General features: G+C 66.0%; 21 protein-coding genes. 11 read left to right on the top strand and 10 right to left on the bottom strand.

Annotated features, from left to right (window positions below; translation table 11 throughout):
- Nucleotides 1-132 precede the first annotated feature (132 nt).
- Complete coding sequence (locus U9J41_RS14495; RefSeq protein WP_322402899.1) at nucleotides 133-978, top strand: endonuclease/exonuclease/phosphatase family protein; 846 nt, start codon at nucleotides 133-135, stop codon at nucleotides 976-978.
- A gap of 33 nt (nucleotides 979-1,011) precedes the next feature.
- Here the strand turns inward: U9J41_RS14495 and U9J41_RS14490 are convergent, their stop codons facing one another.
- The 3 genes from U9J41_RS14490 to ybaK form a co-directional block, all read right to left on the bottom strand.
- The gene (locus tag U9J41_RS14490; protein ID WP_322402898.1) at nucleotides 1,012-1,680 is read right to left on the bottom strand and encodes a DsbA family oxidoreductase; all 669 of its coding nucleotides are present in this window, start codon (nucleotides 1,678-1,680) and stop codon (nucleotides 1,012-1,014) included.
- A gap of 162 nt (nucleotides 1,681-1,842) precedes the next feature.
- Nucleotides 1,843-2,484 carry a glycerol-3-phosphate 1-O-acyltransferase PlsY gene (plsY, locus tag U9J41_RS14485; RefSeq protein ID WP_322402897.1) on the bottom strand — a complete coding sequence of 214 codons (642 nt, stop codon included), beginning with the start codon at nucleotides 2,482-2,484 and terminating at the stop codon, nucleotides 1,843-1,845.
- A 109-nt stretch (nucleotides 2,485-2,593) separates the two neighbouring features.
- Entirely contained in the window at nucleotides 2,594-3,085 is a 492-nt protein-coding gene (gene ybaK, locus U9J41_RS14480) for a Cys-tRNA(Pro) deacylase (RefSeq protein ID WP_322402896.1), read from the bottom strand.
- A 38-nt stretch (nucleotides 3,086-3,123) separates the two neighbouring features.
- Here ybaK and U9J41_RS14475 point away from each other — a divergent pair, with 38 nt between their 5' ends.
- The 3 genes from U9J41_RS14475 to U9J41_RS14465 all read left to right on the top strand — a co-directional run bounded on the left by U9J41_RS14475 (nucleotide 3,124) and on the right by U9J41_RS14465 (nucleotide 8,768).
- A complete protein-coding gene (locus U9J41_RS14475) occupies nucleotides 3,124-4,095 on the top strand; it encodes an endonuclease/exonuclease/phosphatase family protein (RefSeq protein WP_322402895.1) in 972 nt (323 codons plus the stop codon).
- Nucleotides 4,096-4,435: 340 nt separating this feature from the next.
- Complete coding sequence (locus tag U9J41_RS14470; RefSeq protein ID WP_322402894.1) at nucleotides 4,436-5,665, top strand: efflux RND transporter periplasmic adaptor subunit; 1,230 nt, start codon at nucleotides 4,436-4,438, stop codon at nucleotides 5,663-5,665.
- A 4-nt stretch (nucleotides 5,666-5,669) separates the two neighbouring features.
- Entirely contained in the window at nucleotides 5,670-8,768 is a 3,099-nt protein-coding gene (locus U9J41_RS14465) for an efflux RND transporter permease subunit (protein WP_322402893.1), read from the top strand.
- 200 nt (nucleotides 8,769-8,968) lie between these two features.
- Here U9J41_RS14465 and U9J41_RS14460 read toward each other — a convergent pair whose 3' ends face one another.
- From U9J41_RS14460 to U9J41_RS14445, 4 genes are all read right to left on the bottom strand, one after another.
- Nucleotides 8,969-9,151 (bottom strand): hypothetical protein, encoded by a 183-nt coding sequence (locus U9J41_RS14460; protein ID WP_056441236.1) that lies wholly within the window; start codon nucleotides 9,149-9,151, stop codon nucleotides 8,969-8,971.
- A 72-nt stretch (nucleotides 9,152-9,223) separates the two neighbouring features.
- Nucleotides 9,224-10,129, bottom strand: coding sequence for a site-specific tyrosine recombinase XerD (xerD, locus tag U9J41_RS14455; protein ID WP_322402892.1), 906 nt, complete (start codon nucleotides 10,127-10,129; stop codon nucleotides 9,224-9,226).
- Nucleotides 10,102-10,632: a methylated-DNA--[protein]-cysteine S-methyltransferase gene (locus U9J41_RS14450; RefSeq protein ID WP_322402891.1), complete on the bottom strand. Its 531-nt coding sequence runs from the start codon at nucleotides 10,630-10,632 to the stop codon at nucleotides 10,102-10,104. Before U9J41_RS14450 ends, xerD begins: the two co-directional genes overlap by 28 nt.
- A 387-nt stretch (nucleotides 10,633-11,019) precedes the next feature.
- Nucleotides 11,020-12,033: a TRAP transporter substrate-binding protein gene (locus tag U9J41_RS14445; protein WP_425260471.1), complete on the bottom strand. Its 1,014-nt coding sequence runs from the start codon at nucleotides 12,031-12,033 to the stop codon at nucleotides 11,020-11,022.
- A 137-nt stretch (nucleotides 12,034-12,170) separates the two neighbouring features.
- On the opposite strand from U9J41_RS14445, the gene U9J41_RS14440 reads away from it, so the two are divergent.
- The 3 genes from U9J41_RS14440 (at nucleotide 12,171) to U9J41_RS14430 (ending at nucleotide 15,426) form a co-directional block, all read left to right on the top strand.
- Entirely contained in the window at nucleotides 12,171-14,183 is a 2,013-nt protein-coding gene (locus U9J41_RS14440) for a two-component system sensor histidine kinase NtrB (protein ID WP_322402889.1), read from the top strand.
- 39 nt (nucleotides 14,184-14,222) lie between these two features.
- Entirely contained in the window at nucleotides 14,223-14,816 is a 594-nt protein-coding gene (locus U9J41_RS14435) for a response regulator transcription factor (protein WP_322402888.1), read from the top strand.
- A 256-nt stretch (nucleotides 14,817-15,072) separates the two neighbouring features.
- On the top strand, nucleotides 15,073-15,426 hold the full coding sequence (locus tag U9J41_RS14430) for a DUF3052 family protein (protein WP_322402887.1): 354 nt from the start codon (nucleotides 15,073-15,075) through the stop codon (nucleotides 15,424-15,426).
- Nucleotides 15,427-15,429: 3 nt separating this feature from the next.
- Here U9J41_RS14430 and queG read toward each other — a convergent pair whose 3' ends face one another.
- A complete protein-coding gene (gene queG / locus U9J41_RS14425) occupies nucleotides 15,430-16,533 on the bottom strand; it encodes a tRNA epoxyqueuosine(34) reductase QueG (RefSeq protein ID WP_322402886.1) in 1,104 nt (367 codons plus the stop codon).
- Between the two features lie 71 nt (nucleotides 16,534-16,604).
- Between queG and tsaE the strand changes: the two genes are divergently transcribed.
- The 4 genes from tsaE (at nucleotide 16,605) to U9J41_RS14405 (ending at nucleotide 19,655) form a co-directional block, all read left to right on the top strand.
- Complete coding sequence (tsaE, locus tag U9J41_RS14420; protein ID WP_322402885.1) at nucleotides 16,605-17,090, top strand: tRNA (adenosine(37)-N6)-threonylcarbamoyltransferase complex ATPase subunit type 1 TsaE; 486 nt, start codon at nucleotides 16,605-16,607, stop codon at nucleotides 17,088-17,090.
- Entirely contained in the window at nucleotides 17,054-18,457 is a 1,404-nt protein-coding gene (locus tag U9J41_RS14415) for an N-acetylmuramoyl-L-alanine amidase (RefSeq protein WP_322402884.1), read from the top strand. Before tsaE ends, U9J41_RS14415 begins: the two co-directional genes overlap by 37 nt.
- 34 nt (nucleotides 18,458-18,491) lie before the next feature.
- Nucleotides 18,492-19,310, top strand: a complete 819-nt coding sequence (locus U9J41_RS14410; protein ID WP_322402883.1) for a D-hexose-6-phosphate mutarotase — start codon at nucleotides 18,492-18,494, stop codon at nucleotides 19,308-19,310.
- Between the two features lie 105 nt (nucleotides 19,311-19,415).
- The gene (locus U9J41_RS14405) at nucleotides 19,416-19,655 is read left to right on the top strand and encodes a hypothetical protein (RefSeq protein WP_425260459.1); all 240 of its coding nucleotides are present in this window, start codon (nucleotides 19,416-19,418) and stop codon (nucleotides 19,653-19,655) included.
- Nucleotides 19,656-19,658: 3 nt separating this feature from the next.
- Here U9J41_RS14405 and U9J41_RS14400 read toward each other — a convergent pair whose 3' ends face one another.
- Complete coding sequence (locus U9J41_RS14400; protein ID WP_322402882.1) at nucleotides 19,659-20,720, bottom strand: carbonic anhydrase; 1,062 nt, start codon at nucleotides 20,718-20,720, stop codon at nucleotides 19,659-19,661.
- 150 nt (nucleotides 20,721-20,870) lie between these two features.
- Nucleotides 20,871-21,515, bottom strand: coding sequence for a VTT domain-containing protein (locus tag U9J41_RS14395; RefSeq protein ID WP_322402881.1), 645 nt, complete (start codon nucleotides 21,513-21,515; stop codon nucleotides 20,871-20,873).
- Nucleotides 21,516-21,530 lie beyond the last annotated feature (15 nt).

Genomic DNA, 21,530 nt, shown 5'->3' with positions numbered 1-21,530 from the left:
GCGCCGTTCCGCCACGCGGCCGTTCCGGACACTGTTCCGGTGAACTTGTTAGCTTGACATCGATCCTACCGTGTGACCGTCATTCTCCAAAGAATGGCAAACTCTGGCAGTTGAGTGTTACGGAGGTATCGAATGCGTGTGGTTAGCTGGAATATTCACTGGGGCTGTGGGAGGGACGGACGCATCCGCATCCACGCAATCATCGATGTGCTGCGCAAGCTGAATCCCGATGTGATCTGCCTGCAGGAAGTGGCTTCCAACCATCCGGAACTGGAAGGCAGTGCCAGCGCCAGCCAGTTCAAGCAACTCGCCGGCGCGTTCGGCGGGTATCACATGATCGAGCAGGCGCCGAGCGAAATCTATCGCAACAATCTGCCTCGCCAATTCGGCAATATCCTGTTGTCCAAATTCCGCATCACCCAGGCGCAGCGCCACATGCTGCCGTGGCCCGTCGATCCGGAACGCCCGTCCGGCATGCCGCGCGGCATGATCGAAACCGTGCTGGAAGCGCCCGGCGGCAAGCTGCGCCTGCTGACGACCCACCTCGAGTACTTTTCGCCCATGCAGCGCCGGGCGCAGGTGCGGCGCATCCGCGAACTGCACGAGGAAACGTGCGCCCGGGCCGCCGTCTACCAGCCCGAGCCCGATCTCGAGCCGCCGTTCCAGCTCGGTTTCCGGCCCGGCACGGCCATCTACTGCGGCGATTTCAATTTCGGCCCCGATTCGGAAGACTATCGCGCCCTGCTGGCGCCCGCGCCGGCCGGCGCGCTCGGCCTGGTCGACGCGTGGCGGGTGCGCCACGGCGACATGGCACGCGCCCCGACGGCCGGCCTGCACGGCTTCAAATGGCCCGAAAAGCCCGGCTGCTACGACTATTTCTTCGTCACCGAAGACCTGGCGGGACGCGTCGCCGACATGAGCGTGCAGTCCGAGACGTCGGCCTCGGACCACCAGCCCATCGTGCTGGATCTGAGCTGAACTGAGCTGAACTGAGCTGAGCCGGGCGGGCGCTTACGCGGCCGGTTCCTCGTCCTGCTCGAGCTCCTCGTCCTGCTGCGCGATCTGGCGCAGCGCTTGCTCGAACACCTCGGGCGGCTGGCCGCCGGAAATCAGGTGGCGCTGGTTGATCACGATGGCGGGCACCGAGCGGATGCCGGCGCGCTGCCAGTAGTATTCGAGCTGGCGCACCTCGTCGGCATACGCGTTCGATTCCAGCACCTGGCGCGCGGCCTCGACGTCGAGGCCGACCTCGCCCGCCGCGCGCAGCAGCACGTCGTGCGCGCCCGGGTTCTCGCCTTGCGTGAAATACGCCTCGAACAGCTTTTCCTTGAGCGCCTGCTGGCGGCCCTCGCCTTCCGCCCAATGCAGCAGGCGGTGCGCGTCGAAAGTGTTATAGATGCGGCCGCGGCGGCTCATGTCGAAGGTGAAGCCGACGGCCTCGCCGCGCTGGCGGATCATCTCGCGCGACTGTTCCTGCTGGGCGGGCGTGGAACCGTATTTTTCGGCGATGTGTTCGAAGATGTCCTGGCCGTCGGGTCCCAGGCCGGGATTGAGCTCGAAGGGCTGGAAGTGCATGTCGGCCGTAATCGCATCGGCCACGCGCTCCAATGCCTGCTCGAGCGATTTCAGCCCGATCACGCACCACGGGCACGACACATCCGACACGAAATCGATTCTCATCTGCTTGCTCACGTTTCACCGCCTTCCTGTTTTGGACACGTTTTCACTGACGCCACATCATGTTTGCAGCGGATGGCATATGGTGACACATCGAACGAAAGGGAGCAGCGCGTCAAACAAATTCGGCAAATCGAGAATTCGGGGTCAGAGCCCGGTTTTGGGCTATTTCTTTCGGTGAGTTGCCTTGGCTGCGGCGGCGGCCTTGGACTTGCTGCCGATGCGCGACTCCTTGCCGGCCAGGAGATTGCCGATGTTGCCGCCGTGACGGTACAGCAGCAGCAAGCTCATCGCGACGACGGCGAACAGTTTTTCGTCGGCGCCGAACAGCAAACCGTAGTAGAACGGCGCGAAGATCGCCGCCACCAGCGCGGCCAGCGACGAGTAACGGAACGCGTAGGCGACGACGAGCCACGTCACCAGCGTTGCCAGGCCGAGCCAGACGTTCAGGCCCAGCAGCACGCCCAGCGCCGTCGCCACGCCCTTGCCGCCGACGAAGCGGAAGAACACGGGCCACAGGTGGCCGAGGAAGACCGCGATAGCCACCAGCGCGACGCCGCCGTCCTCGACGCCGAACCGGTCGCCGAAGTGGATCGCCAGCCAGACGGCCAGCCAGCCCTTGGCACAATCACCGGCGAGGGTCGCGATGGCCGCCTTCTTGCTGCCCGAACGCAGGACGTTGGTGGCGCCCGGGTTCTTCGAGCCGTAGGTACGCGGGTCGGCCAGGCCGAACAGGCGGCTCGCCACGACGGCGAAGGAAATCGAGCCGATCAGGTAGGCCGCGACGGTGAACAGAATTGTGTACATGGAGTCTCTTTCTTATCCCAGGCCAGGCACCTGGCGCGCGTGAATATACACCATCGGCCGAGCCCGGCGATAGTCGGGCAACGCCCCCGGCGCTCCCGTCGGCGCTCCCTCAATCGGCCAGTGCGCAATGCACGGGCCGGGCTTTCAGGACGTCGACGAGCACGGCCGGATCGATTCCGACGAGGAAGCCGCGCCGTCCGCCATTGATATAGATCTTGTCCAGCTGCAGGATGCTGTCCTCGACATACACCGGCATCGCCTTGCGCACGCCGAACGGCGACGTGCCGCCGACCAGATAGCCGGAATGACGCTGGGCGACGTCCGGCTTGCACGGTTCGACGGACTTGCACGGGATGGCGCGCGCCAGGTTCTTCGTCGAGACTTTACAGTCGCCATGCATGAGCACGATGAGGGGCCGGGCCGCCTCGTCCTGCATCACGAGGGTCTTGACGACGGCGTGTTCGACGACGCCCAGCTCGCGCGCCGACACGGTCGTGCCGCCATGCTCCTCATACTCGTAGGGGTGCTCCGAGAACGCGACGCCGTGCTTGCGCAGGAACTGGGTCGCCGGGGTTTCGGAGATATGCTCTTTCTTGGCCATGCGTGTTACGCTAAATGCAAACGGAGGAGTTGCTTATTATGCAGCAAGAGATTCGCTTTGCCACCTTCAACGTGTGTAACCTCGCCCCGCCGGGCGCCAGGCTGTACGACAACCTGGAACCGAGCACGTCCGAGGAGTACGAAGCGAAGATCGCCTGGACCGCGCACCAGATCGACATGCTCGGCGCCGACGTGATCGGTTTCCAGGAAGTGTTCTCCCAGGCCGCGCTGGCCGAGGCGCTGTCGCGCACGCGGCGCTTCCGCGATGCCGTGCACGTCGGGTTCGATCCCGATCCAGACGCCGACAAGCTGACGCCCAGCGTCGCCCTCGCCTCGCGCCTGCCGCTCGCGGACGCGCCCCGGCAGATGCCTTATTTCCCGCCCGGAATTGCGATGCCGCCCGGCAATCGCGATCCTGAACGCTTCACGCGGGCGCCGCTGCACACGGCGATCCAGCTGGCGCCGGACCTCGTCGCCGACGTGGTGGTCGTGCATCTCAAGTCGCGCCGTCCCGACTACCGCGCGGGCGACACGGGCGACGACCCGCAGCTGTACGCGCTGGCGTCGCTGCGCTCGCTGATCCGGCGCGGCACGGAGGCCGCGGCGCTGCGCGTGCTGCTGACCCGGATCGCGCACGAGCACCACCGGCCGCGCATCGTGCTGGGCGACTTCAACGACGTGGCCGACGCGGTCACGACCGGCATCGTGCTGGGCATCGGCGCGCCCAGCGGCGACCGTCTGTATGACGCGTGCCAGTTGCAGGGCCGCCAGGACCTGCTGCGCCACGTCGGCTTTTCCAATGTGCATGATGGCTACCACACGACCATCGACCATATTCTCGTGTCGGCGGAATTCAATCGTGACTTGCCGGGTGCGCTGGGCGAGGTCATCGATGTCGTCTATCTGAACGACCATCTCGACCTCGGCTTGCCGGAGGCGTCGGATCACGGGCAGGTGCTGGCGCGGTTGCGCTTGTTCGAGCGGGCCGGTAGGCCGGACGGGGATGGTTGACGTATTCAGCCGGTTGTAGCAAGTCGTCTCGGCGCAGGCGCGACAGCGTCTCCGGCGCCATCCCGGGCTCGCCAGCGTATCGGTCACACGAGCAGATTGGGTCCCCGCCTGCGCGGGGACGACGTAGTTTAATGTTCGGGTTCATCTCAACCGCGTTCACGCCCGTCCCGGATTTTGCGCAGTTCAGCGTTCCTTTTGCACCGCTCGTCGCATTCCGATAGCGATTCGTCATCGCCAAACCTACCATGCTTTCATGCGCCGGGAGCTCCATCCTGCCCCGCAGGACGGAGCACTTGCGCTCCCCATGCCGCTCGCGCTCACCACCACACGAAGAATAACCATGAAGATCGAGTCCCTGCCCCTGTCTGCCGAACAGCCCACCCCGGATGTCGCGCCGCGCCGTCGCACCAAGGTCATCGCGCTCACGCTGCTCGCCGTCGCGCTGGCCGGCGCCGGCGCCTACGCGCTGAAACACCGCGCCGCGCCGCCCGCGCAGGCGGCCGCGCCGGCGTCGGCGGTCGCCTCGGCGCCGGTGCAAGAGCTGTCGGCGCGCGACATCGCCCGCGTCGAGACGCGCGCGCTGGCCGTCACGCTGCCGGTCACGGGCTCGTTGACGCCGCTGTCGCAGGCCACCGTCAAGTCGAAGGTATCGGGCATCGTGCTGTCGACCGCGGTGCAGGAAGGCATGGACGTCAAGGCCGGCCAGGTGATCGCGCAACTCGATCCCGCCGAAGCGCGCGCCCGCGTGGCCCAGCAGCGGGCCGTGCTGGCCGAGGCGCAGGCGCGCCTGGCGCTGGCCAGGAAAAACATGAGCAACAGCGCCTCGCTGCTCAAGCAGAATTTCATCGCGCAGAACGCGTACGACACGTCCGCGAACGCCGTCGACCTGGCCCAGGCCGCCGTCGATTCCGCGCGCGCCCAGCTGGACCTCGCGCGCATCGCGCTGGCCGACACGACGATCCACGCGCCGCTCTCCGGCGTCGTCAGCAAGCGCCTCGCGCAGGCCGGCGAAAAGCTCGCGCCGGACAGCCCCGTGTTCGCGATCGTCGACCTGAAACACCTGACGCTCGACGCCCAGGTGCCGGCCTCCGACATCCCCCGCATTCACGTAGGCCAGGACGTGCAGTTCAGCGTCGACGGCTTCGACGGCCGCAACTTCGCGGGGAAAGTCGCGCGCATCAACCCGGCCACGGAAACCGGCTCGCGCGCCATGATCGTGTACGTGGACGTGGCGAATCCGGACGGCCTGCTGCGCGCCGGCATGTTCGCCAAGGGCACCATCGTCACCGAGAAGTCGGCCCCGCATCCGTTGCTGCCGATCGGCGCCATCCGCCAGGACAACGGCCGCGACGTCGTCTACCGCATCGACAACGGCAGGGTCGTCGTGCAGCCCGTGAAACTCGGCCTGCGTAACCAGGACGCGGGCCTCGTCGAAGCGCTCGACGGCGCCGCGGCGGGAATGACGGTGCTGGCCGTGCCGCTCGATGGCGTCAAGCCGGGCAACAAGGTCAAGCTGCCCGACGCCGCGACCGCAACCACCGACTCGACCGCCCCGGCACGGAAAGGCTGAAGCCATGTGGATCACCCGTACCAGTATCAAGTATCCGGTCTTCGCCACGATGGTGATGGTCGGCCTGATGGTGCTCGGCCTGTTCGCGTACCGCGGCCTGGGCGTCGAGAGCATGCCGAACATCGAGATCCCGGCCGTCTTCATCGAGACGCAGTATCCGGGCGCCTCGCCGGAGCAGGTCGAGAATGACGTCACCCGCCCGATCGAAGAAGCGGCCAACACCGTCGGCGGCATCAAGACCATCCGCAGCACGTCGTGGGAAGGCCGGTCCGGCGTCGGCATCGAATTCCAGCTGACCGTCGACATGAACCGCGCCGTGCAGGACCTGCGCGACCGCATCGGCACCGTGCGCGGCGGCTTCCCGCGCGAAGTGAAGGAACCGGTCGTGTTCCGCGAGGAAGGCGAGAACACGCAGCCGGTGATCCTGCTGTCGCTGACGTCGAAGGAGCGCAGCCTGCGCGACCTGTCGATGCTGGCCGACCAGGTGATCGTCAAGCGCATCCAGGCCGTCGCCGGCGTGGGCCAGGTCCGCGTCAACGGCAAGCAGGACCGCCAGGTGCTGGTCGACATCCGCCCGGACCAGCTGCGCAGCCTGAACGTCGGCATCGACGAGGTGATGACCGCCATCACGGCGACCAACGCCAACCTGCCGGCCGGCCGCATCAGCCGCGGCGCGCGCGAGAACCTCGTGCGCATCGAAGGCAAGATGAAGGAAGCGGCCGACTTCAAGCGCATCGTCGTCGCCAACCGCACCGGAGGCCCGATCTACCTGGGCCAGGTGGCCGACATTTCGGACGGCGCCGCCGAGGAACAATCGATCTCGCGCGTGAACGGCGAGCGTGCCGTCACGCTGGAGATCGCGAAGATCCAGGACGCCAACACGGTCCAGGTGGGCACCGGCGTCAAGGCCGCCATCGCCGCGATGAAGGAGAGCCTGCCGAAAGACATCCAGTTCCGCATCCTGGACGACAAGGCGAAGAACGTGCAGGGCCAGCTCGACAACGTCAAGGAAACCATCGCCGAAGGCGCGGTGCTGACGATGGTGATCGTGTTCCTGTTCCTGCACTCGTGGCGCAGCACCATCATCACCGGCCTGACGCTGCCGATCTCGGTGCTGGCCAGCTTCATCGCCATGAAGTACTTCGGCTTCACGCTGAACTTCCTCACGCTGATGGCGCTGTCGCTGTGCATCGGCCTCCTGATCGACGATGCCATCGTCGTGCGCGAAAACATCGTGCGCCACCTCGGCATGGGCAAGAACCACGTGCGCGCCGCGGAAGACGGCACCAGCGAGATCGGCCTCGCCGTGATGGCGACGACGTTTGCCATCGTCGCCGTGTTCGTGCCGATCGCGTTCATGCAGGGCATCATCGGCCGCTTCTTCCTGCAGTTCGGGATCACCGTCGCCGTGGCCGTGCTGGTGTCGCTGTTCGTCAGCTTCACGCTCGACCCGATGCTGTCGTCCGTGTGGCCCGACCCGGTCAAGGACCGTTTCAAGTACGTGCCGTGGCTGGGCCGCCTGATGGCGCGCATCGAGCTGGGCATCGAGTGGCTGCACGGCGTGTACGCGACGGTGCTGGCGCTCGCGCTCTCGTGGCGCAAGTCGACGCTGCTGCTGGCCGTCGCGCTGTTCGCGGGCAGCCTGATGCTGGTGCCGAGGATCGGCGGCGAATTCGTGCCGCAGGTCGACGACGGCTTCATCCAGCTGCGCCTGAAGACGCCGATCGGCTCCAGCCTGGAATACTCGGACGCCAAGCTGCGCCAGGCCGAAGCCGCGCTGGCCGGGTTCAAGGAAATCGACAGCGTCTCGACGATCATCGGTTCGTGGGAAGGCCGTAACTACTCGCAGGTGAACGTCAAGCTGACGGACGTGCACAAGACGCACCGCCGCTCGCAGCAGGAGATGGAAAAAGTCATCCGCGAGCGCCTGGAAAAAATCGCCGGCGTGTCGCTGACGGTCGGCCAGCGCCCCATCTTCATCGCCATCCTCGGCACCGACGAGGCCAAGCTGGACGCGGTCGCGCACACGCTGATGGACAAGATGCGCAAGATCCGCGGCGTGGCCGACATCGAATACAGCCAGGAAGGCGCGAACCCGGCCACCATCGTGAAGATCAACCACGAGCTGGCGTCCGACCTGGGCCTGAGCGTGCAGCAGATCGGCACCGCGCTGCGGCCGTTCGTCGCCGGCGACCAGACCAACCGCTGGCTCGCGCCGGACGGCCAGAACTACGAAGTCAACGTGCAGCTGCCGAAGTCGGGCCGCGAAAAGGTGGCCGACCTGGCCGACCTGTCGGTGGCGTCGAGCAAGCTGGATGCGATGGGCAATCCGATCATGGTGCCGCTGCGCCAGGTCGTGCAATTCATCCCGTCGACCAGCCCGCAGATGCTCAAGCGCCAGGCCCTGCAGCGCCGCGTGGCCGTCTACGCCGGCCTCAACGGCCGTCCGCTCGGCGACGTGATGGGCGAGGTGAACAAGGCGATGAAGGCCATGCAGCTGCCGGACGGCGTGCGCTTCGACGTCGGCGGCGACGCCCAGCAGATGGACGAGACGATGGCAGGCTTCGGCGTGGCGCTGGGCATCGCCGTGATCTTCATCTACCTCGTGCTGGCATCGCAGTTCGGCAGCTTCCTGCAGCCGATCGCAATCATGGTGTCGCTGCCGCTGTCGCTGATCGGCGTGCTCGTCGCGCTGCTCGTCACGAAGACGACGCTGAACATCTTTTCCGTCATCGGCGTCGTGATGCTGATGGGCCTCGTGACGAAGAACGCGATCCTGCTGGTGGACTTCGCCAACCACGGCCAGCGCGCAGGCCGCAACCAGTTCGACGCGCTGATGGAGGCGGGCCAGGTGCGCCTGCGCCCGATCCTGATGACGACGCTCGCGATGATCTTCGGCATGCTGCCGATGGCGATCGGCATGGGAGAAGGCGGCGAAACGCAGGCGCCGATGGGCCGCGCCGTGATCGGCGGCGTGATCACCTCGACCCTGCTCACGCTCGTCGTGGTGCCGGTGGCGTACACCTATCTCGACAGCCTGGGCAAACGGGTGGCCGCGTGGTTCAAGAAAGGGCACGAGGAAGAAGCGGTCGCGACGCCGTAGTGTGGGCACACCGTGCCCACGCGTGGCGTGTGCGGTTTGTTGGCGTTACGCGTGGGCGGAGGGCCGCCCACGCTACGTCGTCGTTCCCGCGCAGGCGGGAACCCAAGTTATATGTGCCCGCGCGCGACCGCATCGGTCATGCGTCGGAAATTGGATCCCCTCCGCGGGGACGACGCTCAGGCGCTCAAGCCCTCAAGCCCTCAAGCGGGATCGTGCTCCTGCTGCGCCGACGGCCCGGAGTCCTCGTCCAGCGCCGGCGACTCCTCCCCGCCGTCGCCCTTGTGCTGCTTGGATTCCTGCTTCTTGCGCGCTTTTTCATCCGCCTTGCGCTTCTTTTCCAACTCCCGTTGCCGCTTTTCGTACTGGAAATTCGTCTTGGCCATGCTCACCTCGTGCTATCGATATAAGGAACGTACGGTCCATTATGGACCAGTCATCCCACATCGTCTTGAGAATTAACCACGCGGGTGGTGCTGTGCGTGCAGGCCCTTCAGGCGCTCGCGCGCGACGTGGGTGTAGATTTGAGTCGTGGAAATGTCCGAATGGCCAAGAAGCAACTGCACCACGCGGAGGTCGGCACCGTGGTTCAGCAGGTGCGTGGCGAAGGCATGGCGCAAGGTGTGGGGCGACAGCGGCACCATGATGCCCGCCTTCGCCGCGTGCTTCTTGATGACGACCCAGAACATCTGGCGCGTCATCGGGCCGCCGCGGTGCGTCACGAACAGGGCATCGTCGACCTGGCCGTTCAGGATGATGCCGCGCGCCTCCTTCAGGTAGCGTTCCAGCCAGTAGCGCGCCTGTTCGCCGAACGGCACGAGGCGCGTCTTGCTGCCCTTTCCCGTGATGCGCAGCACGCCATCGTTCAGGCTCAGTTCGACCATCTTCAAGGCGACGAGTTCCGACACGCGCAGGCCGCTGGCATACATCAGTTCGAGCATCGTGCGCTCGCGCAGGCCGAGCGGGGCCGCCACGTCGGGCGCGCCCAGGAGCGCGTCGACCTGGGCCTCCGTCAGCGTGTGCACGAAGCGCTGCGGCTGCTTCGCCGACGGCATGTTCAGGCACGGATCGGCGTCGATGCGGCGCTCCCGCAACGCGAGCTGATAAAAGCGTTTCAGCACGGAGAGCCGGCGGTTGGCCGAACTCGGCTTCGTGTCTGCATGGCGCTCGGCGAAATACGCGGCGATATCCCGCCCTTCGACGGCGTACAGGTCGCGCCGCTCGGGACGCTTGACGTCGAGCCAGCGCGCGAACAGGCGCAGGTCGCGCCGGTAGGCATCGAGGGAATTCTTCGCCAGGCCGTGCTCGAGCCAGAGCGTGTCGCAGAACGCGTCGATCAGGGAAAGATTGACTGCTGCTGCCATGGCATCTCGAGCGCCAGCGCGCCTTCGTGGCGCAGCAGCCAGCGCTTGATCCCGAGCTGGAATCCGTGTTCGTCGTCGCTGCTGGAAAAACCGCCCAGGCCGCCGGATGCCGTCACCCGGTGGCACGGAATCACGAGGGGAAACCAGTTGGCGCCGCACGCCTGGCCGACGGCGCGGGGCGCCGATTCGAGCAGCTTGGCGATCTGGCCGTACGTGCGCACGTTGCCGCGCGGGATCGCGCAAATCGTGTCCCAGACGCGGCGCTGGAAGGCGCTGCCGGCCTCCTTGAGGGGCAGGTCGAAATGGAAATCGGGATCGTCGAAATAGCGCGCCACCTGGATGGCGGCCTGCTCGGCGACGGCATCCTGCGCCGATTTTTCCTCGTAATGCGGCGGCAGGTAGACCAGTTCGCGCAGCCGGCCGTCTTCGGTACGGATGCCCATCGCGCCAAACGGCGCCGCGATGATGGCGCTGAAGATCTCGCTGCCTTGTTGTGTGTTCATCGATGCAGTGTAAGACCCGGCCGGCGCGATCGCAAGTCCTGCGCCGGGCAAAAAAAAACGCACCCGTGGGTGCGTTTCTAATTTGGTCACGTTTTCGGCTGCCTGGTCAATGCCGGCTGCATCATATAAAACGTGTGTCTCCTCCTAACTGTTTTCCGGTAATTTGTGTTACCGCTTTCTTTTCCCTCTCCCAAATCGTATTCGGTTCGCTTTTTCGCACCACGTTGGTGCCAAAAGGTGCCCCATCATAACGCTACCGCATAAGAAAAGTGTAGTTTTTTATATACATTCACGAAATTTATTTCGGTCATAAGCCCACAAGACATGTCATAAAACAGGCTATGGCGATGTCTCATTGATTCCAGACAACTAACGTTGGCATGGGGCTCACCACGCGTTGGCCGTCATCGGCGTGGCGGTCCGGGACGTCGTCTGGTTGATCGCATCGATGAGATCCTTACCGATCCGCCCTTCCACCTGTTTCTGCACGGGCAACAGGGCCCGGCGCCACTCGGCCTGTTCCTGCGGGGTCAGCGTATAGACTTTCGTCTTGCCCGTCTTGCGGATCGCCTCCAGCGCCGCGTCGTTGTCGCGCTGGGCGATGGTCTTTTCGAAGGCGGTGGCTTCGCGCATGGCCTGCTCCAGCTCGTCGCGGATGTCGCGCGGCAGGCCGTCCCAGAACTTCTTGTTGACGATGACGGCGTAACCGAGATAGCCGTGATTCGACACCGTCACGTACTTCTGCACCTCGTTCATCCTTTGCGTGAGCATGTTCGACGGCGGGTTCTCGGTGCCGTCCACGACGTGGGCCCGCAAGGCCGGATAGACCTCGGAAAATGCCAGCACCTGGGGAATCGCGCCGAGCGCGCGCATCTGCACGTCGAGCACCTTGGAACCCTGGATGCGCATCCTGAGGCCGTGGAAATCCGCCGGGGTGTGCAGGGGCCGGTTGGCCGACATCACCTTGAAACCGTTGTCCCAGTAGGCGAGGCCCGTGATGCCCTTGGACTCCAGTTTCTGCAGCAGGTTCTTGCCGATCGGCCCTTCCGTCACGGCATACAGCGCCGCCTTGGTCGGGAAGATATAAGGCAGGTCGAAGGCTTCGAATTCCTTCACGCCGAGCGGCCCGAACTTGGCCAGCGACGGCGCCAGCATCTGCACGGCGCCCAGTTGCAGGGCTTCCAGTTCTTCCTTGTCCTTGTACAGCTGGCTGTTGGGATAGACCTCGACCCGGACCCGGCCGTGCGTCAGCTGTTCCGCCAGCACGCGGAAGCGTTCGGCCGCCTGGCCCTTGGGCGCGTCCGGCGCCACGACGTGACTGAATTTGATGACGATGGGGGCCTGGGCCCGGACGCCGCCGGCGGCGCCGGGCCCCATCAGCACGGCGAGCGCGGCCAGCATGGCTTTGATGCGCATAAATTTCCTCTTCCCGCGGTGTATATTCGATACCGACTGCCAGTGTGCCGCGTACGGCGCGGCGCCGCTATCGTGGAAAACCACGACTGTACGACGGCTGGCAAAAGATGAAACGTTATCACATGAAAACTTCTTTTACCTTGCCCCGACCGGTTCCGGAAGGCCCGTGGCGCTGGCTGGTGCCGGTGCTGCTCGTGCTGCTGTTCCTGCTCGTCCTGCTGTGGCTGCCCTGGCAGGCGCGCCAGATGGAGAGCAACGAGCGCCAGGAACAGCTGATCGCCGACACGCTGTGGGTCGAGCAGACCCTGCGCTTCGAACTGGCCCGCAGCGAGGAAGCGCTGGCCGCGCTGGGCGCCGACCTGGCCATCGAGACGCCGCCGCCGGCCGCCCTGCAGGCGCGCCTGGCGCAGATGTTCAAGAACGGCCACGAACTCCAGCGCCTCGTCTGGTACGACGCGCACGGCGACGTCAAGGCCAGCCGCGGGCTGGAGCTGCCGCCCGAAGGACTCACGCAATCGTCGCGCGACGCCGCCACGATGGCGCGCAGCACCCGCATCGGCCGCTACAGCGACCCGTACGGCGCGAAGGGCCTCGTGCACGGCATGATCGACTTCCACCTGCCGCTGTACCACGCTGGCAAATACATGGGCAGCCTCGTCGCCACGTACAACCTGCAGACGCTGCTGGACGAGAACGTGCCGTGGTGGTTCGCCCAGGACAACGCCCTGTCGCTGCTCGACCGCGACGACCACGTCGTGGCGCAGCGCGCCGCCGGCGGCCCGGGGCGCGGCGTCTACACGCACAAGCGCGCGCTGGACCTGCCCGGCGCCCAGATCGTGCTCGCCACCGACAGCGTCAAGGGCGCGCCAAAGCTGCTGCCGAACCTGCTGGTGGGTTCCGTCATCGTGCTGGCGCTGGGCCTCGTGATCTCGCTCGTCGCGCTGTGGCGCCACATCGCGCGCACGATCGCGGCGGAAAACGCGCTGCGCCAGCAGATGGCCTTCCGCACGGCGATGGAAGATTCGCTGCTCACGGGCCTGCGCGCGCGCGACCTCGAAGGCCGCGTCACCTACGTCAACCCCGCGTTCTGCCGCATCGTCGGCCTGCCGCCGGAAGACCTGCTGGGCAAGATGCCGCCGATGCCCTACTGGGCGCCGGAAGCGATGTCCGAGTACGAAACCCGCTTCCGCAAGGTGCTGTCCGGCCAGGTCACGCCGCAGTTCGAGACCGTGTTCCAGCGCTCGGACGGCATGCGCGTGCCCGTGCTCGTGTTCGAGGCGCCCCTCGTCGACGCCAACGGCCGGCACACGGGCTGGATGAGTTCCATCCTCGACATCACGGACCGCAAGCGCGCCGAGGAACTCAACCGCCAGCAGCAGGAAAAGCTGGAGACGAGCGCGCGCCTGGCCACGATGGGCGAGATCTCGTCGATGCTGGCGCATGAACTGAACCAGCCGCTGGCCGCCATTTCCAGCTACACGGCGGGCGCGCTGAACGTGCTCACGCGCGCCGGCGACACCGACGGCAACGGCGCGCCGCTCGACGTCGGCACGCTCAAGCGCGCGCTGGAACAGGCGAACACACAGGCGCGCCGGGCCGGCCAGATCATCCGCAGCGTGCACGAATTCGTCAAGAAGCGCGAGCCGCGCCGCGAGACCGTCGCCATCCAGCACGTCGTCGACGGCATCCGCGCCCTCGTCGAACTGCAGGCGCGCCAGAGCTACGTCAGCCTGCAGGTCGACGTCCCGCCCGAGCTGCCGCCGGTGCTGGCCGACCGCGTGCTGATCGAGCAGGTCCTGCTGAACCTGACGCGCAATGCGATCGAGGCGATGCAGGCCATCGACCCGGAGCGGCGCGTGCTGCGCATCACGGCGTACCGTGCGGCGCAATCCGGTTCGCAGGGACAGGTGGCGGTGTCCGTGATCGACAACGGCCACGGCATCGCGCCGGAAGTGGCCGAGCGCCTGTTCTCGCCCTTCTTTTCGACGAAGGCGGAAGGCATGGGCATGGGCCTGTCGATCTGCCGCACGGCCATCGAATTCCACGGCGGCACGCTCGCCCACGCCGCCAACCCGGGCGGCGGCACCGTCTTTACCTTCATGCTGCAGCAGGCGCAGGAAGCGGCCGTCACCTGAGCGGTGATTTACAATACGCCGAAAAAAGAGGAGACCACCATGCTGCACATCGTCGACGACGAAGACGTCATCCGCGACGCCCTCGAATGGCTGGCGCAATCGCGCGGCCTGCCCGCGCGCGGCTATGCGGGCGGCCAGGCGTTCCTCGACGCGCTGGGCGACCGGTTCGGCGCCGACGCCGCCCACGGCGACTGCGTGCTGCTGGACGTGCGCATGCCCGGCATGAACGGCGTCGCCGTGTTCGACCAGCTGGTGGCGCGCGGCCTGCTGGCGCGCCTGCCCGTGATCTTCCTGACCGGCCACGGCGACGTGCCGATGGCCGTCGACTCCCTCAAGCGCGGCGCCTTCGATTTCTTCGAAAAGCCGTTCAACGACAACCAGCTGATGGACCGCGTGGACGAAGCGCTGGCCGCGTCGCGCAAGGCCGCGTCGAGCGACGCCATCCGCGCGCGCCTGGCCACGCTGTCGGCGCGCGAGCGCGAGGTGCTCGACCTCATCCTGGCGGGCAACATGAACAAGGTCGTCGCCGACAAGCTCGGCATCAGCATGCGCACGGTCGAGGTCCACCGCGCGCACATCTTCGACAAGATGCAGGTCAAGACGGCGGTGGAGCTGGCCGGACTGTTGAAGTAACCATGCCGTCGTTCCCGCGCAGGCGGGAACCTAATTTGCGCGATCCGCCGGCAAACTTGGATCCCCGCCAAGGGGGCGCCTAGCCCGGGGACGACGTGCAAAAATTGCCGTCCATAAGCCCGCGCACGGCAGGCACACGCCGCCGCGCTGCACGGGGTTCGCTTGTAAAATCAACCTGAACATGGAGTGGTCGAACTCCCCACGTCGAAAAATTCTTTAGGGAACGCAGATGAGCGAGAAGACGATAGCCGACAAAATGTTCTTGAGGGCAGCGAAATCGATGCTGATCCTGAACGGGAACGTCCACCCCGGCATGGTGTCGCAGATGCCGCCCGACCTGGTCAGGAACGACCAGGACAAGGTGGACGTCGTGTTGCTGTTCGCAATGAACCGCAAGGAACTCGAGCAATTCTTCCCCATCGCCAAGGAGCGCCTCGGCGACAAGGGCTCGCTGTGGGTCGCCTACCTCAAGCAGACCGCCTCCAAGGCCACCGACATCAACCGCGATTCGATCAATGCCTATGCCAAGGAAAACGGCATCACGGGCGTCGCCATGATCTCGATCGACGGCGACTGGTCGGGCCTGCGCATGAAGCGCATCGAACCGTAAGACTCAGGCCGCCGCGCCGTGGCGCGCCAGCGCCCACGCGACATGCTCGCGCACGAGCGCCGACGGGTGGTCCGCGCGGGCGCGCAGCGCGGCGACGATCCCGGTATCGCCCGCCGGCGCATTGCCGAGGCCCACGGCCAGGTTGCGCAGCCAGCGCTCGTGCCCGATGCGGCGGATCGGGCTGCCCTCCAGGCGGCGGTTGAATTCGTCTTCGCTCCACCCGAACAGCTCGACCAGGCCCGCCGCGCCCAGGCCGTTGCGTTCATCGAAATCCGGCACGGTCGCGCGCTGGGCGAACTTGTTCCACGGGCAGGCCAGCTGGCAATCGTCGCAGCCGTAGATGCGGTTGCCGATCATGGGACGGAATTCTTCCGGAATCGGGCCCTTCAGTTCGATCGTCAGATAGGAAATGCAGCGCCGCGCATCCAGCCGGCCAGGGCCGAGGATGGCGCCCGTCGGGCACACGTCGATGCAGGCGCTGCACTGGCCGCAATGGGCGCCGCCGGGCGCATCGACCGGCAGCGGCAGGTCGACGAGGATCTCGCCGATGAAGAATGTCGAACCCGCCTCGCGGCTCAGCAGCAGCGTGTGCTTGCCGCGCCAGCCGAGGCCGGCCTTCTGCGCCAGCGGCAGTTCCATCACGGGCGCGGAATCCGTGAACACGCGGTAGCCGTAGTCGCCGACGGCGCCCCGGATGCGCTCCGCGAGCTGCTGCAGCCGGTTGCGCAACACCTTGTGATAATCGCGGCCGCGCGCATAGATCGACACGACGGCCGCCTGCGGATCGTCCTGGCGCAGGCGTTCGCGCGCGCGCCAGTCGGCCTTTGTCTCCATCGGCAGGTAGTCCATGCGCGCGCTGATCACGCGCACCGTGCCGGGCACCAGCTCGGCCGGCCGGGCGCGCTTCATGCCGTGGCTTGCCATATAATCCATGTCGCCGTGATGGCCCGCGTCCAGCCAGGCCTGCAGCCCCGCTTCCTGGTCGGCGAGATCGACGTCGGCGATGCGCACGTCGGCAAAGCCGAGTTCCGCGCCCCACGCCTTGATGGCCTGGGCGAGTGCGGGAAGATCGGGCTGGACGGGGGGCTGGGCGGACATGGCGGACATACAAACTCATATTCTATTCGATGCGGCAGCAAGTGAAGCAACAACCGATGCAACGAGCGATGCAACAACCGATGCAACAACTGAGCGCTTATCTTCCCGACGAAGCGGCCACGCAGGCACTGGGCGCCGCCCTCGCGCGCGCGCTGCGCCCGGGCCTCGTCATCTACCTCCACGGCGACCTCGGCGCCGGCAAGACGGCGCTCACACGCGCGCTGCTGCACGCGGCCGGGCACAAGGGCGCCGTCAAGAGCCCGACCTACACGCTGTCGGAACCGTACCGCATCGCGCTGGATGGTCAAACGACCAACCTGATCCACTACGACCTGTACCGCATGTCCAGCCCGGAGGAATTCCTCGACGCGGGCTTCCGCGAAGATTTCGACGGCAACAACATTTGCATCGTCGAATGGCCGGAAAAAGGCGAGCCGGTGTTGCCGCCACCCGACGTTAAAGTGTTGCTTAAGGTCAGCGGTCTTGGCCGTGAGGTAGAATTGCAAGCGTTGTCCGACTTGGGCCTGCTATGCCTCGAACGCCTGCACTACCCCCCGACTCCCTGATCCCAGGTTCCCTGACGCGACGTACGATCCTGAAGGCCGGCGGCACGCTGCTGCTGTCCGTCATCGCGCCGCTGTCCGCATCCGCCGCCCAGATCATGGCCGTACGCGTCTGGCCGGCCGACGACTACACCCGCGTCACGCTGGAAAACGACGGCGAGCTCAAGACGACGCACTTCATGGTGCAGGATCCGCCGCGGCTCGTCGTCGACATCGACGGCCTCGCGCTGAACGACACGCTGAAAAGCCTCGTCGCCAAGATCGAGTCGAACGACCCGTATATCAAGCAGGTGCGCGTGGGCCAGAACCGGCCGAACGTCGTGCGCCTCGTGTTCGACCTCAAGGAAGAGGTCAAGCCGCAGGTGTTCAACCTGGAGCCCGTCGCCGGCTACCATCACCGCCTGATCTTCGACCTGTATCCCGTGAAGCCCGTCGATCCCCTCGCGAGCATGATCGCCAAGGAAAACTGGACCACGGAAGCGCCCCCCGCCACGCCGACGCCGGCCGTGCAGCCGGGCGAGCCGACGGTCGGCCAGGCCGGCCCGGATGCCATCGCCAAGCTGGAAGCCGATGCGGCCCGGGCGGGATCGACGCCCGCGCAGCCGCAGCCGACGACGCCGCAGCCGGCGCCCGCGAAGGCGGTACCCGGCCAGAAGGTCGTGCGCATGGTGACCATCGCCCTCGACCCCGGCCACGGCGGCGAGGACCCGGGCGCGACCGGCACCACCGGCGTGCACGAGAAGGACATCGTGCTGTCGGTGGCGAAACGCCTGAAGGCCAAGCTGGAAGAATTGCCGAACACGCGCGTGATGCTGACGCGCGACGCCGACTTCTTCGTGCCGCTCGGCCAGCGCGTGGAAAAAGCACGCAAGGTGCAGGCCGACCTGTTCGTGTCGATCCACGCGGACGCCTTCGTGGAGCGGACCGCGCGCGGCTCGTCCGTGTTCGTGCTGTCGGAAAAAGGCGCCAGTTCGAGCGCGGCGCGCTGGCTGGCGGCCGACCAGAACAAGGCCGACATGATCGGCGGCGTCAATCTCGGCAGCCACGACCGGGAACTGGCGAGCGTGCTGATCGACCTGTCGCAGACGGCCCAGATCAACGACAGCATGAAGCTCGGCAAGGCCGTGCTGACGGAGATCGGCGGTATCAACCGCCTGCACCGCGGCGTCGTCGAACAGGCCGGCTTCGCCGTGCTGAAGGCGCCGGACATTCCCTCTATCCTCGTCGAGACCGCGTTCATCTCCAACCCGGAGGAAGAGGCGCGACTGAAGGACGACGCGTACCAGAACCAGCTGGCCGACGCGATCACGAAAGGCATCAAACGCTACTTCGCGTACAATCCGCCGCTGGCGAAGAGCCGCATGACTTAACGGGCGCCCACGGGCGTCCCATAAGGAGATTCTCGTGAGCGCAACGAACATTCAATTCGGGCAATTGCCCGCTCTGCAACTTCGCGCGCCGGACGGTGCCGAGGCCACCATCACGTTGTACGGCGCCCACCTCGTGTCGTGGAAGGCCGTCACCACGGCCGGCGCGCCGTGCCAGGAACGCCTGTTCCTCAGCAGCCTGTCCGCGCTGGACGGCCAGAAGGCGATCCGCGGCGGCGTCCCCGTCATCTTTCCCCAGTTCGCCGAACGCGGCACCGGCATGCGCCACGGCTTCGCGCGCGTCGCGACCTGGCGCGTGGTCGACCAGGGCGAGCAGGACGGCGCCGCGTTCGCGGTCCTGGCGCTGGACCAGGCGGACCTGCCGCAGCCAATGGCCGCGGCCTGGCCGTACGCCTTCGAACTGCTGCTGCGCGTGGCCGTGCACGGCGCCCGGCTCGACATGTCGCTCGACGTGCGCAACACCGGCACGCAAGCCTTCCCGTTCGCCGCCGCGCTGCACACCTATCACCTGATCGACGACGTGGACGCCGTCCGGATCGACGGGGTACAGACCGACACGCTCGCGCTCACCGACAAGCTCGACCAGGTATTCGAAGGCATCCCCGGCGCGATCACGTTCGACTCGGGCGCCGACAAGGTGACGCTGGAGCAGACGGGTTTTACGGATGCGGTCGTGTGGAACCCGGGCGCGGCCGACGCGGCGGCGCTGTCCGACATGGACGACGAGGAATACCGCCGCTTCGTCTGCATCGAACCGGCCCTGCTGGGGCCGCAGCAACTGGAGCCGGGCGGGGTCTGGCGCGGGACGTACCGGGCGACGGTACAGGCGGGATAAAGATCGACGCCGGCGCTTGCCGGCGTTTCATTTTGTAGCAAAAAAGAACGGCAAACCTCGCCGGGCGACCTAGACTACAGACAGGAAAGCTCACGAGGTGACGCGATGAATACCCACAAATCCGGCTGGATGAAACGCCTGGCGGTGGTACTGGCGGCAGGCGGCGCCTTGTCGGGCTGCGCCGTCTATGCGCCGCCTTACGCGGGCTACGACGCGCCCTACTCCCCTTATTACGGCTATGGGCCGGCCTATGTCGGACCACCCGTCTCGCTCGACTTCAGCTACCACGACTATGGTTATCGCGGCGGGCATGGACGCGGACGGGGCCACCGCGGCTGGCGTTGACCCTCAGTTCGATTCCTTGATCATGCGGCCCGCGGTCGACTGCACTGGCCGCGCATTCAGCGGATACAGGCGCGAGAACAGCGCCATCTGCGCCGGCGACGCCTGCATCGGCTGCTTGAACACCATCCACAGCACGCCTTCCGTGCACGGCGGTTCCGTCAGCGACCCCATGTAGGTGAAGTAGTCGCGGCGTTCCGGCAGCGCGTCGGTCGGATCGATCACGATCGACGGCGACACGACTTCCTGCTTTTCCAGCGGCAAGTTATCCCAGATGGTTTGCATCAGGCGGTGCGGCTGGCCGCGCTCCAGCAGCACGGCGATGATCGCGATCTTGCCTTCGGCGCTACGGTGCACGAGGTGGATCACCATTTCCGTGCCCTTGCCGTTGATCTTTTCCTCGGACGGACGGTGGAAGTGGAATTCCTGCAGCTCGTAGACCGTGTTGCCGATCGTAATGAAATTGCCGCCACTCACCATCACCTTGATTGTGTGGCCGTCGTTGACTTCGCTGAACGACGACGGGTGATAGTCGAAGCTGATCTGCTCCAGGTTGACCTTGATGCCGTCGCGCAGGTCGATGGGCGACTGGCGCTTGCCGGTACCGCATTTGGCCCAGTCGACATTGATCTTCGACCAATTGGCCGGGCCCGACTCGCCTTCATACGACCACACGGTGCCGTGCTTGGGTGCGGCGGCCACGGCGGCAGCGGCAAGCGCGGCCTGCTCTTCCCGCCTGCGTTTCGCATCGGCCAGTTTTTTCGCGTGTGCGGCGGCCGTGGCGCGGGCCTGCTGGCGCTCGCGCAGGGCGGCCAGGCGCTGGGCGATCTTGGCCGACAATTCGACCTCGGCATCTTCCTCGCTGGGCGCCGGGGTGCTGGCGACCGGCTCGGCTTTCTTGACCACCAGCTCGGCCTTCCTGGCCACCGCAGGCGGCGGCACCATCGCCGATGCCGGTTTGGAAACGGAAGCCGCCAGCTTGGCTGCCGCGGCGGCTGCGGGATCGTTCGCGGCGCTTGCGCTCAGGACGACGCAGCTGCAAGCGAACAAGGCGATCAGGTTACGCATGGGAATCCAGTAGTGTTGCTCTCTCCTGCCTTATCGGCGCCACCAACAGTAAACTTGAGCCTCGGGAACAATTCCGTGCGTCAATATGCCCGTAAACGCACGGCGCGCCGTCCTGCGGCGCGCCGTGCGTGCTGCTGACGATGCATACGTTTACCGGCTCATCATGCGCCGGCCCACCTTGTACAGGCCGCCGAGCGCCAGCGGCACGATTGCCGCGCCGACGCCGACCAGCACGATGACCGTCAGATGATCGCGGATCACGGGGATATTGCCGAAGAAGTAACCGCCGGTCACCAGGCTGGCGACCCACAGCACGGCGCCCGTGACGTTGTACATCTGGAAGCGGGCATGGGTCATGTCGGAGACACCCGCCACGAACGGCGCGAACGTCCGCACGACGGGCACGAAGCGGGCGAGGATGATGGTCTTGCCGCCGTGGTGTTCGAAGAAATCGTGGGTGCGCCGCAGGGCATCCTTGTTCAGCCAGCGGTAGTCGTGCGTGAAGACGCGATGGCCGAGCGCGCCGCCAATGTAATAGTTGAGGGTATTGCCCGTCACCGCCGCCAGCACCAGCAGGGTCATCAGCAACGGATAGCTCATCTGGCCGCTGGCGCAGGCGGCGCCGGCGATGAACAGCAAGGTATCGCCCGGGAAGAAGAACAGAACCACGAGGCCGGTTTCGCAAAACACGATGGCGAACAGCACGGCGTACACATAAACCCCGTATTGGACCAGCAGCGTGTCCAGGGTTCTGTCGACATGGAGGATCATGTCGACGAATTGCATCAGATCCATAATTTTCCTAAATGG

This window comes from Massilia luteola, assembly GCF_034420155.1.
Lineage (GTDB): Bacteria > Pseudomonadota > Gammaproteobacteria > Burkholderiales > Burkholderiaceae_D > Telluria > Telluria luteola.
This window is presented reverse-complemented; position numbering and strand designations above follow the sequence as displayed.

Excerpts from the sequence above, each read along its gene's own strand:
- U9J41_RS14495 (WP_322402899.1), top strand. The coding sequence starts at position 133 with ATGCGTGTGGTTAGCTGGAATATTCACTGGGGCTGTGGGAGGGACGGA.
- U9J41_RS14490 (WP_322402898.1), bottom strand. The coding sequence starts at position 1,680 with ATGAGAATCGATTTCGTGTCGGATGTGTCGTGCCCGTGGTGCGTGATC.
- plsY (WP_322402897.1), bottom strand. The coding sequence starts at position 2,484 with ATGTACACAATTCTGTTCACCGTCGCGGCCTACCTGATCGGCTCGATT.
- ybaK (WP_322402896.1), bottom strand. The coding sequence starts at position 3,085 with ATGGCCAAGAAAGAGCATATCTCCGAAACCCCGGCGACCCAGTTCCTG.
- U9J41_RS14475 (WP_322402895.1), top strand. The coding sequence starts at position 3,124 with ATGCAGCAAGAGATTCGCTTTGCCACCTTCAACGTGTGTAACCTCGCC.
- U9J41_RS14470 (WP_322402894.1), top strand. The coding sequence starts at position 4,436 with ATGAAGATCGAGTCCCTGCCCCTGTCTGCCGAACAGCCCACCCCGGAT.
- U9J41_RS14465 (WP_322402893.1), top strand. The coding sequence starts at position 5,670 with ATGTGGATCACCCGTACCAGTATCAAGTATCCGGTCTTCGCCACGATG.
- U9J41_RS14460 (WP_056441236.1), bottom strand. The coding sequence starts at position 9,151 with ATGGCCAAGACGAATTTCCAGTACGAAAAGCGGCAACGGGAGTTGGAA.
- xerD (WP_322402892.1), bottom strand. The coding sequence starts at position 10,129 with ATGGCAGCAGCAGTCAATCTTTCCCTGATCGACGCGTTCTGCGACACG.
- U9J41_RS14450 (WP_322402891.1), bottom strand. The coding sequence starts at position 10,632 with ATGAACACACAACAAGGCAGCGAGATCTTCAGCGCCATCATCGCGGCG.
- U9J41_RS14445 (WP_425260471.1), bottom strand. The coding sequence starts at position 12,033 with ATGCTGGCCGCGCTCGCCGTGCTGATGGGGCCCGGCGCCGCCGGCGGC.
- U9J41_RS14440 (WP_322402889.1), top strand. The coding sequence starts at position 12,171 with ATGAAAACTTCTTTTACCTTGCCCCGACCGGTTCCGGAAGGCCCGTGG.
- U9J41_RS14435 (WP_322402888.1), top strand. The coding sequence starts at position 14,223 with ATGCTGCACATCGTCGACGACGAAGACGTCATCCGCGACGCCCTCGAA.
- U9J41_RS14430 (WP_322402887.1), top strand. The coding sequence starts at position 15,073 with ATGTTCTTGAGGGCAGCGAAATCGATGCTGATCCTGAACGGGAACGTC.
- queG (WP_322402886.1), bottom strand. The coding sequence starts at position 16,533 with ATGTCCGCCATGTCCGCCCAGCCCCCCGTCCAGCCCGATCTTCCCGCA.
- tsaE (WP_322402885.1), top strand. The coding sequence starts at position 16,605 with ATGCAACAACTGAGCGCTTATCTTCCCGACGAAGCGGCCACGCAGGCA.
- U9J41_RS14415 (WP_322402884.1), top strand. The coding sequence starts at position 17,054 with ATGCCTCGAACGCCTGCACTACCCCCCGACTCCCTGATCCCAGGTTCC.
- U9J41_RS14405 (WP_425260459.1), top strand. The coding sequence starts at position 19,416 with ATGAATACCCACAAATCCGGCTGGATGAAACGCCTGGCGGTGGTACTG.
- U9J41_RS14400 (WP_322402882.1), bottom strand. The coding sequence starts at position 20,720 with ATGCGTAACCTGATCGCCTTGTTCGCTTGCAGCTGCGTCGTCCTGAGC.
- U9J41_RS14395 (WP_322402881.1), bottom strand. The coding sequence starts at position 21,515 with ATGGATCTGATGCAATTCGTCGACATGATCCTCCATGTCGACAGAACC.